The following is a 13,201-nucleotide window of genomic DNA, read 5'->3' as shown; positions in this document are numbered from 1 at the left end:
AATGTTTAACGATAGAATAGAAATTTTAAGAGAAAAAATGATAGAAAAAAACTTAGATGCTTATTTAATTATTAACATTGAAAGCTCATCAAAACCATCCTCTTATTATTTAACAGGTTTTAGTGGCTCATTTTCAATAATTTTTGTTACTAAAAATAATGTTGAGTTTTTAACCGATGGGAGATATGTTGAACAAGCTGAAAAACAAACTGGCATTAAACCAAAAATTTTCAAAACTAAATTATCTGAAGAACTTAAAAGTCTTATTAAATTACCTAAAAAAGCTAAAATAGGTTTTGAATCAAATACCGTTTCATCAAATATATATTTAAATGTGTTGAAAAATTTTGAAAATTATGAATTCATTAGCGCAGATGAAATAATCCTTGAAATGAGAAGATGTAAAAATAAAGATGAAATAAGTTTTATTAAGAAAGCCGCAGAAATAGCTGAAAAAGCTTTACAGGAAACTTTAGATTCTTTCACTATTGGAATGACAGAAAAAACTTTTGCTGCAAAATTAGAATATAATATGAAATTATTTGGTGCAGATAATTATGCTTTTGAAACTATAGTTGCTTCAGGTCCAAGAGGAGCATTACCACATGGTATTGCTTCTGAAAAGAAAATAGAAAAAGGAGATTTGATTGTAATTGATTTTGGTGCTTACGCAAATGGTTATAATTCGGATATTACAAGGACAATAGCTGTAGGAGAAATTTCCAGAAAACAAAGTGAAGTATACGAATTAGTTTTGAAAGCTCAAAAAGCAGCAATAAATGCTGCAAAGTCTGGAATGAAGTATAGTGATTTAGACAAAATTGCCCGAGATATTATTTCAGAAGGTGGTTATGGTGATTATTTTACCCACAGTTTAGGTCATGGTTTAGGATTAGAAGTTCATGAAACTCCAAGAGTTTCTAAATTATCTTCCTCTATTTCTCAAGTTGGAGATGTTATAACAATAGAACCTGGAATATATATACCTGGTGAATTTGGTGTAAGAATAGAGGATGATATATTAATTACAGAAAATGGCTGTGAAATTCTAACTTCTTTTGATAAAAATTTAATTATTCTATAAATATAATATAACAATAGGAGGAATGAAAAATGGTTGTCGTTGGTGATTTAAAAAAAGGTATGATTATCTTAATTGATGGTGAATTATATAGAGTTTTAGGTATGCAAAAACATTTCACAGGTAGAGGCAGTGGAATTATAAAAACTAAATTAAAAAATATAAAAACTGGATATGTTGTTGATAAAAATTTTAATTCTGGAGAAAAGGTTGAAGAAGCCGCCTTAGATTATAGACCTGCCGAATATTTATATCACGATGGAGATAATTATGTGTTCATGGATTTAAATACTTATGAACAATATTTATTATCAGAAGATGATGTAGCTGAAGCAAAAGATTTTTTAATAGATAATTTGGAAGTTACTTTAACATTTTATGATGAAAAACCTGTAGGTATTGTTTTGCCAACTGTTGTTGTTTTAGAAGTAAAAGAAACAGAACCTAATTTTAAAGGAGATACAGCTTCAGGTGGTGGAAAACCTGCTATTCTAGAAACAGGTTTAAAAACTACTGTTCCATTCTTTGTTGAAGTAGGACAAAAGGTTAAAATTGATACTAGAACTGGTGAGTATATTGAAAGAGCTTAATACCGAAAGGAGGGGAAATATGGCCATAAATGAACATAACCAATTTGGCGAGCTATCTTTTACAGATAGTGCTTTAAAAGAATTGGCCATGAAATCTTATCAATTATTTTTCAAAGAATATGTTACTGAACTGGATTTAAGTGAAAAAGATATTTCAAAAATGGTTAAAATTGTTGAAAATGATGATGAAACAATTTCAGTTTATATTAAAACAAAAGCAAAATATGGTGTAAGTATTATAAAATTCGCTAAAGACTTACAAGAATTTCTAAAATCCGAAGTTGAGAAAATGACAGAAGTTCCTATAAGAAATATCGATATTGTTTTAGACGGTTTAGTGGTTTCTCCGTCCGAGGAAACTATTGAAGAAATAGAAAAAATTCCTGAAACAGAAGAAAAAAACGTAGAAACTGATCAACAAGATATGACTGAAGAAGATAACGGGAGTGTTTGAAATTGATTTCAAAAAGACGTAAACTTAGGGAAGCTATTTTAGAAAGTACTTTTCAACTGGATTTTAATAATAATATCCAATATAATGAAATATTAAATTTTTTGAGGAACCTTTTAAAGGAAAAAAAGGTTCCTCAAAACCTCATAGAAGAATCTACATTATATTTAGAAAACATTTTCTATAATAAAAAAGATTATGATAATTTAATAAAAAAATATTTACTAAATTGGGATTTTGAAAGAGTTGCTAATATAGAAAAATCTATATTGAGATTAGCTATATATGAATTAAAAAACAGAAATGATATCCCTCCAAAAGTTATTTTAGATGAAGCTGTTGAATTATCAAAAAAATATTCAAGCGATAAAAGTGCCAAATTTATTAATGGAATATTAGATAGACTCGCTAAAGAAGAATTTAATAGATTATGAGGTGATTACATGTATGAAAAACCTTTATTTCATGCAATCCGAAAAATGGATTATGAGCAGTTATATAAATTTTCACAAAAAATAAGAAATTATATTTATGAAACGGTAACAAAAAATACAGGACATTTATCTTCAAATTTAGGGACAGTTGAATTAACTTTAGCATTATATAGAGTATTTGACCCAAAAGAAGATATTATTATATGGGATACCAGCCATCAAGCCTATATTCATAAATTGCTAACAGGCAGATGGCATTCTTTTTCTACTTTAAGACAAAAAAATGGTATTAGCGGATTTACAAATATATTTGAAAGTGAATACGATTATTTTGGTGCAGGACATGCAGGAACATCTGTTGCAGCTGCACTTGGCTATGAATTAGGTTACAAAAAAAAAGGTATTGATAAAAATGTGATAGCTATATTTGGAGACGGTGCAATGACAAGCGGTATGATTTTAGAATCTTTAAATCAATTAAAATCTGTAAATTCAAAGATAAAAATAATATTATTGAATAACGAAATGTCAATTTCCCCTAATGTAGGGGCATTAGCAAAATTATTAAATAAAGTAAGAATATCAAACGATTATTTTAATTTCAAAGAAAAACTTAAAGGATCATTGGAAAGTACAGAAGTTGGACACGATATTGAAAATGCTTTAAAAAAATTAAAAGACGGTATAAAACACACTGTATACAATAATGCTTTAGGAATGTTCGAAGACATGGGCATTAAATATTATGGTCCTGTTGACGGACATAATATTAGAGAATTGGAAAAATATATGGAATTTATAAAAAACTATAAAGACGGACCCTGCATTTTACACTTAAAAACAATTAAAGGTAAAGGAATGGAATTTGCTGAAAAAAATCCAACTAAATATCATGGTGTGAGTCCTAAAAAAAATGATATTCTTTCATATTCTAAAGTCGTTGGATATACATTAAATCATATAGCCAAAAAACATGAATTTGTAGCTTTTACAGCTGCTATGGAAGAGGGTACAGGCCTAAATATTTTAAAAAAAGATTTCCCCGAAAAAGTTATTGATTTAGGTATTACCGAACCTTCAATTGTTACAGCAGCAGGTGCAACAAGATTGGCCGGAATATTTACTGTGGTAGATATTTACTCTTCATTTATGCAAAGAGCATATGATTCTATTATCCATGATATTGCATTACAAAAAATACCCGTATTATTTTTATTGGATAGAGCTGGTGTTGTAGGCGAAGACGGCCCAACTCATCATGGCGTATTTGATATTTCATATTTAAGACTAATTCCTGGAGTTGAAATTTTAACTCCTTTGAATGCACAAGATTTAGCAAATATGATTTTCACTTCTTTTGAAAAAGGATTAGAAAAACCAACTTTTATTAGATTTCCACGTGGCGGAGAACCCATAAATATAGATGTTATATTATCTAATTTAAACATAGTTGATAAATCTTGGAAAACAATTAAAAAATCTAATTCTAAAAATATTATTTTTGTAGTAGGCCAGTTAGTCGAGGAATATAAAGAATTATGGAAAGATTTAAATGCTACTATTATTGGCGTAAGAAATATTAAAAATTTTGATAATCATATACTTGATTTATATATTAAAAACAATATGAAAATTATTACAATAGAGGAAAATTCTTTAAAAGGTGGTTTTAACGAAGAAATCAAATCATATATCATAAATAATAAAATTAAATGTGAATTCTATGCCTTTGGAATAAAGGACGACTTTGTTCCCCAAGGTTCTAGAAAAGATTTATTAGAAGAGTATATATTAAATCCGAAAAATTTAAGAAATATAATTTTATCTAAGGACAAGGTTAGATAAAAGAAAGGAGAGATAGATAAATGAAAAAACTTTTTATAACTTTATTTTTTGTTATTTTAACATCTATTGGTTTATCTTTTAATCTAATGACTTTTGGAATGTACGGAGTTACCTCTTCTTCTACATCATTAGATATTCAAGATTGGGATAGTTCTTTTAAGGATTATGATTATTATTCATTAAAAATTGCTATTATGTATCCCGCAGAAGATTCTCCAGAAATGTTATTTGGACCTTATTTTGGATATACTGTTTATGATAATATTACTCAAACTCAATTAAAAGATTTAAATGCTATTATTGAAAATACTGGTTACGAATTAGGTATTATAACTTTATATAATACTGATTTTTTATTTAACACTAAATTTAATGTTATGGCTTTAGGTGGAATTCATACTGAAGATCAATTTCAATCTTTATCCTCATCAATAAATATTAATTTAGGCATATCTTATAAAATTTATTCCTTAAATGTTTATGGTTTTGCTGGATATGAATCAAGATATTATACAACTGATAATAAAATGGTTACGATAAATTATTTTCCTTTCTCGATTGGTGTGGAGGTGCTTTTTTAATTAATGAATCAAAAAACATATAAAAATTTAGAAATTTATAAAATATTAAATCTTATTACAAAATATGCTTATTCAGAATATGGGAAAAGATATATAATAAATAATTTTAATTATATTACAGATTATGATATTTTAAAAAAAGAGTATACAATTTTAGAAGAATATATCGACTTTGTTATAAAAAATGGGAATTTTGATTTAAGGGGTATTCCTATTATATATAATGAAATAAATAAAATTAATAATAACGTATATTTATCTCCCATTGAATACAAAAAAATTTCTGATTTTTTATCTCAGGTTAGTAATTTTTTTACTGAATATTCTCCATTATTAAAAAATTATCCAAATTTAGAAAAAACTATTTACTCTATACCAGATACTTCTAATCTCATTAATTTAATTGAAAAATCTATAGATAAAGATGGAAATATAAAGGACTCTGCTAGTGATATACTACGACAAATAAGAAGAAAAATTGAAACTATTAAAAAAAATTTAAATTCTTCATTGAAAAGAATTATTTCAAAATATCATAGATATGTTTCTTTAGAACAACCTACTTTAAAAAACAATAGATACTGTATAGTAGTGCGTTCTGAACATAAAAATAAAATAAATGGTACTATTATTTCTTATTCAGATACAGGTGTTTCAGTTTATATCGAACCTTATGAAACAGGAAAATTAAATTCTGAATTATCCGATCTTATTGCTTCAGAAAAAGCTGAAATTTCAAGAATATTAGGAAAAATATTTCTTGAATCAAGTAAAAATTTATACAATATAAAAAAAACTATCAAAATTATAGAATATATTGATGGTTTAAATGCTAAAAATAGATACGCAAAAGAAAATAATTACGTATTTTCTATACCTTCTTTAAAAGATAAAAATCTATATTTAGATGGAGTTAGACATCCATTAATAGAAAAAGATAAAGTCGTATCAGTAACATTAAAACTCCCTGAAAATAAATATGGAATGATAATCACTGGTCCTAATACTGGCGGAAAGACCGTCGCTTTAAAGTCTGTTGGATTGAGTGTAATTTTTTCTCATTCAGCATTTCCTATTCCTGCACATAATGCGAAAATACCTTTTTTTGAAAAAGTATATACTGATATCGGAGATGAACAAAGTATTGAACAAACATTAAGTACTTTTTCTGCTCATTTAAAAAATATTAAGGAAATTCTTGATAATACCAATGAAAAATCTTTAATTTTAATTGATGAATTAGGGACTGGGACTGATCCTATAGAAGGTTCTGCATTAGCTTTAGCAATTATAGAAAAACTAATAAAATTAAAGACAAAATTTTTCGTTACATCTCATTTATCTGCAGTGAAAGCTTTTTCTATTGAAAATAATTATTTACTTTCTGCCTCTATGGGATTTGATAAAGAATCTCTTTCACCTACTTATAGATTATTGATAGGTGTTCCTGGAGCATCCCATGCTATAGATATTGCTGAAAAACTATCCCTTCCAGAAGATGTTCTTATTAGCGCAAATAATTTTTTAAGCAAAGAACAAATTTTTGATGAAAAAATAATTCAAAATCTTACTCAAATTTATGAAGATTTAGAAAAAGAAAAAGAAAAACACAGAATCAAACATAAAGAGGTTGTATTGCTAAAACAAGATTTAGAAGAAAAATTAGAAAAACTCAAAAAAAAGGAAATTGATCATTTAGATAGCGAAATAAAAAAATATAAAGAATATTTAAAAGATTTAAAAAAAGAAATTGATCATTATATCAACATATTAAAAAATGAAAAAGATATTAATAAAATTAGAAATTTAAGCAAAAAAGTTGAAAATAAAAAATACGAAATTGATAATATAAAAATTAAAAAAAGTAAAAATATAAAACAAAATTTATCAGTTGGAGATATTGTCAATATTTCTGGTGAAAAGGCAAAAATAGTAAAAATAAAAGAGGATAATATTTTAGTAAAATTTATTGATAAACCATTTGAATTAAGTGTTTCAATAAATGATATAAATTTTAAAAAAGAAAAAAAGAAAAAAAGTAATATTAAAAATCACAGTATACCTATAATAAAAAATATTAAAAATGAAATAGATATTCGAGGGCTAACTGTAGATGAGGCTTTGCCAGAAATAGATAAATTTATTTCTGATTTATTAGCCTCTAATCTTAATAGTGGATACATAATTCACGGAAAGGGTACTGGAAAATTAGCTTTAGGTATTTGGAATTATTTAAGAAAAAATAAGAGAATAAAATCATTTAGATTGGGGAATGATAAAGAAGGGGGAACAGGTGTTACCTTTGTGGAGGTGTAACATGTTTTCATTAGATATAGGTACAAGATTTATTGTAGGTGTAATTTCTGAAATGAATGAAAATTCTGAAATAATAATAAAAGACATTGCAATAAAAGAACATGAAGATAGAGCTATGCTTGATGGTCAAATTCATGATGTCACTAAAGTCTCAAAAGGAGTTAACAAAGTAATTGAACAATTAAAAGAAAGAAATAGTAACATTAAAAATGTTGCTGTTGCTTTAGCTGGTAGATTTTTAGAAACGACTATTGGTGAATATGAAAAAAATGTATCAGAATATAACTATATTGATCAAAATATAGTTAAAGAGCTCGAATTAGAAGCAGTTAAAAATGCTGTAGAAAACTTAGACATAAACAAAAATTTTTATTGTGTAGGATATTCCGTACTTTATTATGAAATAGATGGAGAATGGATAAAAAAACTTGAAGGTCAAAAAGGTAATATTGCTAAAGTGAAAGTTATTGCTGCTTTTTTACCAAAAAATGTTGTAGATGCTATGCTAGCTGTTTTAGAATTAAATAACCTAGAACCAGTTCACATCACTTTAGAACCAATTGCAGCAATGAATTTAATAGTTCCAGAAGATTTAAGAACATTAAATATAGCTATGGTTGATGTAGGAGCTGGTACAAGCGATATCGCTATTTCAAAAGACGGTACTATTATAGGTTATGGTATGGTTCCGATGGCTGGCGATGAAATTTCTGAAGCTATTTCAAAAGAATTATTAGTAGATTTTAAAACAGCAGAACGTTTAAAAAGAAGTCTTAATAATGAAAATACTGATATTTTGAAATATAAAGATATCCTGGATTTTGAACACGAAATAACAAAAGAAGAAATATTAAAAATAATCGATCCTATAATTGACGAAATAACTAAAAAAATAGCTGAAAAAATAATTGAATTAAATGGAAAACCTCCAATAGCTGTTATGGTTGTTGGCGGAGGAGGGAAGGTTCCTAATTTCATAGATAAATTATCTTTAAAATTAAAACTTTCCAGAAATCGAATTACTTTAAAAGATATTAAAAATGTTGATTATGTTAAATTTGAAAGCAAAAATTTGACTATTGAAGGTAGCGAATTTATTACGCCTATTGGAATAGCTTATGTTGCACATAAAAATGAAGGAAATGTTTTCGCACGTGTTTTAGTTAATGATACACCAATAAATATGATGTTAGTTGGTGGAAATATTTCTGTTCTTCAAGTATTATTACAAGCTGGTTTTTCAATAAATGATCTGGTTGGAAAACCTGCTCCAGCATTATCTTATGAATTAAATGACGAATTAAAATTTATTCCTGGTGAAAAAGGGAAAGAAGCTTTAATTAAAATTAATGGAATAAAATCAAAATTAAATTCTCCAATAAAACCTGGAGATATTATAGAAGTTGGTTCTCCTGAAGATGGAAAAATTAAAAAAGTATATCTTAAAGAACTAATTAAACCTTATAATATTTTTATTGATGGCAAATTGTATAAAATTTACCCCAGAATTATAAAAAATGATTTAGAATCTACTTTAAATGAAGAATTACAAGATGGAGATAAAATATATACTAAAAATCCTTTTGTAAAAAACATTAAATTAGAAAATACTATTGTAAAATTTTCAATTAATAACAATTTTTACGAAATTCCTGTGGGAAAAATTCTCATTAGAGATGGGGAAATATTAAATGACTACGATGAACTTCACGATGGAGATATTTTAAATACTAAAATTTTAGAAACCCCAATAATAAAAGACTTTATCCAATTAAAACCAGAAAAATTTATTACAGTATCTTTAAATGGAGAAAATATTACTATTCCAGTTGAAGAAATAGTTATAAAGGATAAAAATAATAAAATTGATATAAATAGTAAAGTATATAATGATATGCATTTAAAAGTTGAAAAGGTTGAAAAAGATATCAGATTATTAGATTTATTTTTACACATTGATTTTGATATATCAAATTTTACCAAATATAGGATATATATAAATGAAAAGGAAATTTATAGTTTTAATGAAAAGATAAATAATGGCGATATAATAAGGATGGAGTTTGAATGATTAAAGGTATTGGAATTGATATTGTTGAAATAAAAAGAATTTCATCAGGTATAGAAAGAAAAATTTTAAGTGAAAAAGAAGTAGAATTATTAAATAAATTCAATGGAGAAAATAGAAAAAAAGAATTTATAGCTGGAAGATTTTCAGTGAAAGAGGCTTTAATTAAAGCTTTCGGAAAATTTATTCCATATAAAAAAATAAGTATTCTTAATGATGAAAAAGGAAAACCCTATTTGGATAAAAATTCTTTGGATTATTTAAAGAATAGATTTGGGAATTACATCATTCATATTTCTATATCTCATGAAAAAAATTATGCTGTTTCTATTTCTATAATTGAAGAGGTATAATTAAATATGTACTTTGAAGTGTTATTAAAAAAACTAAAAGCGTAAATATTATAGAAGAAAATTAGTAAATAGGAGGAAACCATGGTTCCAGAAAATATAAAAAAAGAATATGAAGAGTTAAAAAAATCTATTGAAAAATATAATTATTATTATTATGTATTAAATAATCCTTTAATATCAGATGCTGATTATGATAAATTATTTAATAAACTTATAAAGTTAGAAAAAAAATATCCAGAATTAAAAACGCCTGATTCTCCAAGCTATAGAGTTGGAGGATATATTATTTCTGAATTCAAGACCGTTGAACATACAATTCCAATGCTAAGCTTAGACAATACATATAACGAACAAGATATTTTAGAATTTCATGAAAGAATTAAAAAAATTTTAAATAAAGAAAATATTAAATATAATTGTGAATTGAAAATTGATGGTATTTCTATTTCTTTAAGATATAAAAACGGGATACTATCTCAAGCTATTACCAGAGGAAACGGTATTACAGGAGATGATGTAACAGAAAATGTAAAAACTATTAGAAGTATTCCTTTAAGATTAAATGAAAACATTGATATTGAAGTTCGTGGAGAAATATTCATGCCTAAAAAAGAATTCCTTAGAATTAATAAAAATAGGGAAGAAGATGGTTTACCAGTATTCGCAAATCCAAGAAATGCTACTGCAGGTACTATAAAATCTCTTGATACAAGAGAAGTTTCAAAAAGACATTTGGATTCTTTTATGTATTATATACTTCATCCTGAAAATTATAATTTAAAAACTCAGAACGATGCCTTGGAATATTTAAGAAAACTTGGATTTAAAATAAATACTCATACAAAACTAGCTCAAAATATTAACGAAGTAATAGAATATTGGAAATATTGGATAGAGCATAAAAAAGAGTTAGATTATGATATTGATGGAACTGTAATAAAGGTAAATTCATTTGAAGAACAATTAAGATTAGGTAATACTGCTCGTTCTCCAAGATGGGCTATTGCTTTTAAGTTTCCCGCTGAACAAGCAATTACAAAAATTAAGGATATTATATTACAAGTTGGAAGTACTGGTATAATTACTCCTGTGGCAGTTTTTGAGCCTGTATTCTTAGAAGGTTCTACTGTTCAGAGAGCTAGCTTGCATAATTTTGAATATGTTAAAGAAAGAGATATTAGAATCAATGATTATGTAAAAATAGAAAAAGCTGGAGGAATTATTCCTCAAGTAGTTACTGTATTATTTGAAAAGAGAAATGGTAAAGAAATAATAATAAAAGAACCTGACATATGTCCTGTTTGTGGTGGAAAAGTTGGAAAACTTAACCCTAATGAAGTTGCAATTAGATGTTTAAATCCATTATGTAAAGCAAAATTAAAAAGAAATTTAGAAGTTTGGGTGTCAAGAGATGCTATGAATATACAAGGGTTAGGACCAAAACTAATCGATAGAATTGTAGAAGCAAGATTAATAGAAAAGATATCTGATTTATACAAACTAGACCATTTCAAACTTGCATCTCTTGGTCACGGTATTGGACCAAAAATGATAAGTAAAATATTACAACAAATAGAAAACTCTAAAAAACGAGGATTGGATAAAGTATTATACGCTTTAGGTATTCCTAATGTTGGTAAAAAGATAGCAAAAGATTTAGCAAAAAAATTTAAAAATATAAATAGTTTGATAAATGCTGAATATGATGAATTGATTGCAATTGATGGTATTGGCTCTGATATTGCCCAACAAATTTATGATTTTTTTAAAAATGAAAAGGTTAAAAAAATCATAAATGAACTAAAAGAACTAGGTATTGCTTTAACTTATCATTCTAATGAAAAAGATGGTATATTTAAAAATATGCTTATATGCGTTACAGGAGAACTTGAAAAAATGACTAGAGGACAGTTTAAAGAATTTATTGAAAATAACGGCGGAACTTTTAAAGATTCTGTAACAAAAAAACTTGATTTACTAGTTGTTGGGAAAAATCCAGGTAGTAAATTAGAAAAAGCAAAAAAGTTTAATATTAAAATTTTAACTGAAGAAGAATTTTTTAATATATATAAAGCACAATAGGAAGAACGCAGAAGCGTTCTTCCTATTCCAAAAAGAGGGTATAAATAGGTGTGTTATTTCTTGCTGGATAACACTTCTACAATATCACCAACTGTTTTGATTTTTTCTAACTCAGAATCATCGATTGATATTCCTAATTCATTCTCAAAGTCCATTGTTAAATCCACTAATTCCAATGAATCTAAATCTAAATCATCTGTCAAACTAGCATTTTCAGTAATTTTTTCTTTTTCCACACTTAAGCTTTCAGACATGATTTCTACCACTTTTTCAAATAATTCTTTTTTCTCCATATAAATACCTCCTTAGCTTAGTTTTCAAATAATTCTTTTATTATATCTTCTACTTTTTGAATTTTATTTATCTTAGATACTGCTCCTCCACAAAATACAAATCCATTTTCTATATCACCAATAGCTGCACTATATAATGCTTTTGCTATACAATAAGGTGCATTCTTAAAATCACAAGTTTTAATACAATGATATTTACATTCGAATGGCTTTTTTTCACCTTTTTCTACTGATTCTATAAATTTATTTTTTATTGCTCTTCCTGGTAAACCTACAGGACTTTTTATTATAGTAATATCCTTATCTCTAGCATTAATAATTGCATTTTTAAAATTTATATCAGCGTCACACTCTTCCGTAGCTATAAATCTTGTACCTAATTGAACTCCATCTGCTCCAAGTTCTAACATTTTATTTACATCGTTTTTTGAATATAATCCACCACCAGCTATAAGTTGGATTTTTTTTCCATATTTATTTTCTACTTCTAATAAATATTCTTTTATTATAGGAATATTGATTTCTAATTTTCTATTTGTTGAATAAATTTCATCTTTTTTATAACCTAAATGCCCTCCAGCTAATGGTCCTTCTAATACAAAAGCATCAGGTATATAATTATATTTTGTAAACCATCTTTTTACTATTATTTGAGCAGCTTTAAGTGATGAAATAATAGGAACTAGTTTTGTCTTACTATTTTCAGTAATAAAAGAAGGTAAATTTAATGGTAACCCCGCTCCTGAAAAAATTATATCTATACCTTCATCAATAGCTGTTTTAACCATATCTGCATAATTAGTAAGAGCCACCATTATGTTTACACCAATTATACCTTTTGTTTTTTTTCTAGCGCTTCTTATATATTGTCTAAGACTTTCAATACTAGCTGTTTTATAATTTTTTATATTTGAGAAAAAACCTATCCCTGCTGTTCCAATAACGCCTATTCCTCCGCTATTAGCTACAGCAGAAGCTAATCCGTCTAATGAAATACCAACTGCCATACCTCCTTGAACAATTGGATATTTAGCAATTAAATTTCCTATCTTTAATTTTTTAAAAATACCTATCACCTCACTATTTTAAAAAAATGACCATCGGTCA

At 26.3% G+C, this 13,201-nt stretch carries 12 protein-coding genes; 10 read left to right on the top strand and 2 right to left on the bottom strand.

Going from position 1 to position 13,201, the window contains the following annotated elements:
- Nucleotide 1 precedes the first annotated feature (1 nt).
- The 10 genes from ACYQ44_RS05315 (at nucleotide 2) to ligA (ending at nucleotide 11,801) form a co-directional block, all read left to right on the top strand.
- Entirely contained in the window at nucleotides 2-1,084 is a 1,083-nt protein-coding gene (locus tag ACYQ44_RS05315) for a M24 family metallopeptidase (RefSeq protein WP_459995762.1), read from the top strand.
- A gap of 29 nt (nucleotides 1,085-1,113) precedes the next feature.
- Nucleotides 1,114-1,671: an elongation factor P gene (gene efp / locus ACYQ44_RS05310; protein ID WP_459995761.1), complete on the top strand. Its 558-nt coding sequence runs from the start codon at nucleotides 1,114-1,116 to the stop codon at nucleotides 1,669-1,671.
- A gap of 19 nt (nucleotides 1,672-1,690) precedes the next feature.
- Nucleotides 1,691-2,125 carry an Asp23/Gls24 family envelope stress response protein gene (locus tag ACYQ44_RS05305; RefSeq protein ID WP_459995760.1) on the top strand — a complete coding sequence of 145 codons (435 nt, stop codon included), beginning with the start codon at nucleotides 1,691-1,693 and terminating at the stop codon, nucleotides 2,123-2,125.
- A 2-nt stretch (nucleotides 2,126-2,127) separates the two neighbouring features.
- Nucleotides 2,128-2,556, top strand: a complete 429-nt coding sequence (gene nusB, locus ACYQ44_RS05300; protein WP_459995758.1) for a transcription antitermination factor NusB — start codon at nucleotides 2,128-2,130, stop codon at nucleotides 2,554-2,556.
- Between the two features lie 9 nt (nucleotides 2,557-2,565).
- On the top strand, nucleotides 2,566-4,401 hold the full coding sequence (gene dxs, locus ACYQ44_RS05295) for a 1-deoxy-D-xylulose-5-phosphate synthase (RefSeq protein ID WP_459995756.1): 1,836 nt from the start codon (nucleotides 2,566-2,568) through the stop codon (nucleotides 4,399-4,401).
- A gap of 20 nt (nucleotides 4,402-4,421) precedes the next feature.
- The gene (locus tag ACYQ44_RS05290) at nucleotides 4,422-4,982 is read left to right on the top strand and encodes a hypothetical protein (RefSeq protein ID WP_459995755.1); all 561 of its coding nucleotides are present in this window, start codon (nucleotides 4,422-4,424) and stop codon (nucleotides 4,980-4,982) included.
- A gap of 3 nt (nucleotides 4,983-4,985) precedes the next feature.
- Nucleotides 4,986-7,298, top strand: a complete 2,313-nt coding sequence (locus ACYQ44_RS05285) for an endonuclease MutS2 (protein WP_459995753.1) — start codon at nucleotides 4,986-4,988, stop codon at nucleotides 7,296-7,298.
- 1 nt (nucleotide 7,299) lies between these two features.
- Nucleotides 7,300-9,369: a cell division protein FtsA gene (locus ACYQ44_RS05280; protein ID WP_459995752.1), complete on the top strand. Its 2,070-nt coding sequence runs from the start codon at nucleotides 7,300-7,302 to the stop codon at nucleotides 9,367-9,369.
- Nucleotides 9,366-9,719 (top strand): holo-ACP synthase, encoded by a 354-nt coding sequence (gene acpS, locus ACYQ44_RS05275; RefSeq protein WP_459995751.1) that lies wholly within the window; start codon nucleotides 9,366-9,368, stop codon nucleotides 9,717-9,719. Before ACYQ44_RS05280 ends, acpS begins: the two co-directional genes overlap by 4 nt.
- Nucleotides 9,720-9,800: 81 nt before the next feature.
- On the top strand, nucleotides 9,801-11,801 hold the full coding sequence (gene ligA, locus ACYQ44_RS05270) for an NAD-dependent DNA ligase LigA (protein WP_459995749.1): 2,001 nt from the start codon (nucleotides 9,801-9,803) through the stop codon (nucleotides 11,799-11,801).
- Nucleotides 11,802-11,854: 53 nt separating this feature from the next.
- Here ligA and ACYQ44_RS05265 read toward each other — a convergent pair whose 3' ends face one another.
- Nucleotides 11,855-12,094 (bottom strand): acyl carrier protein, encoded by a 240-nt coding sequence (locus ACYQ44_RS05265; RefSeq protein WP_459995748.1) that lies wholly within the window; start codon nucleotides 12,092-12,094, stop codon nucleotides 11,855-11,857.
- Nucleotides 12,095-12,111: 17 nt separating this feature from the next.
- Nucleotides 12,112-13,161, bottom strand: a complete 1,050-nt coding sequence (locus ACYQ44_RS05260; RefSeq protein WP_459995801.1) for an NAD(P)H-dependent flavin oxidoreductase — start codon at nucleotides 13,159-13,161, stop codon at nucleotides 12,112-12,114.
- Between the last annotated feature and the right edge of the window lie 40 nt (nucleotides 13,162-13,201).

Source organism: Marinitoga arctica (assembly GCF_054657315.1).
This window is presented reverse-complemented; position numbering and strand designations above follow the sequence as displayed.

Bases quoted from the DNA above. Each gene is read 5' to 3' on its own strand.
- ACYQ44_RS05285 (WP_459995753.1), top strand. From the start codon at position 4,986: ATGAATCAAAAAACATATAAAAATTTAGAAATTTATAAAATATTAAAT.
- ligA (WP_459995749.1), top strand. From the start codon at position 9,801: ATGGTTCCAGAAAATATAAAAAAAGAATATGAAGAGTTAAAAAAATCT.
- dxs (WP_459995756.1), top strand. From the start codon at position 2,566: ATGTATGAAAAACCTTTATTTCATGCAATCCGAAAAATGGATTATGAG.
- ACYQ44_RS05305 (WP_459995760.1), top strand. From the start codon at position 1,691: ATGGCCATAAATGAACATAACCAATTTGGCGAGCTATCTTTTACAGAT.
- ACYQ44_RS05265 (WP_459995748.1), bottom strand. From the start codon at position 12,094: ATGGAGAAAAAAGAATTATTTGAAAAAGTGGTAGAAATCATGTCTGAA.
- ACYQ44_RS05315 (WP_459995762.1), top strand. From the start codon at position 2: ATGTTTAACGATAGAATAGAAATTTTAAGAGAAAAAATGATAGAAAAA.
- ACYQ44_RS05290 (WP_459995755.1), top strand. From the start codon at position 4,422: ATGAAAAAACTTTTTATAACTTTATTTTTTGTTATTTTAACATCTATT.
- acpS (WP_459995751.1), top strand. From the start codon at position 9,366: ATGATTAAAGGTATTGGAATTGATATTGTTGAAATAAAAAGAATTTCA.
- efp (WP_459995761.1), top strand. From the start codon at position 1,114: ATGGTTGTCGTTGGTGATTTAAAAAAAGGTATGATTATCTTAATTGAT.
- ACYQ44_RS05280 (WP_459995752.1), top strand. From the start codon at position 7,300: ATGTTTTCATTAGATATAGGTACAAGATTTATTGTAGGTGTAATTTCT.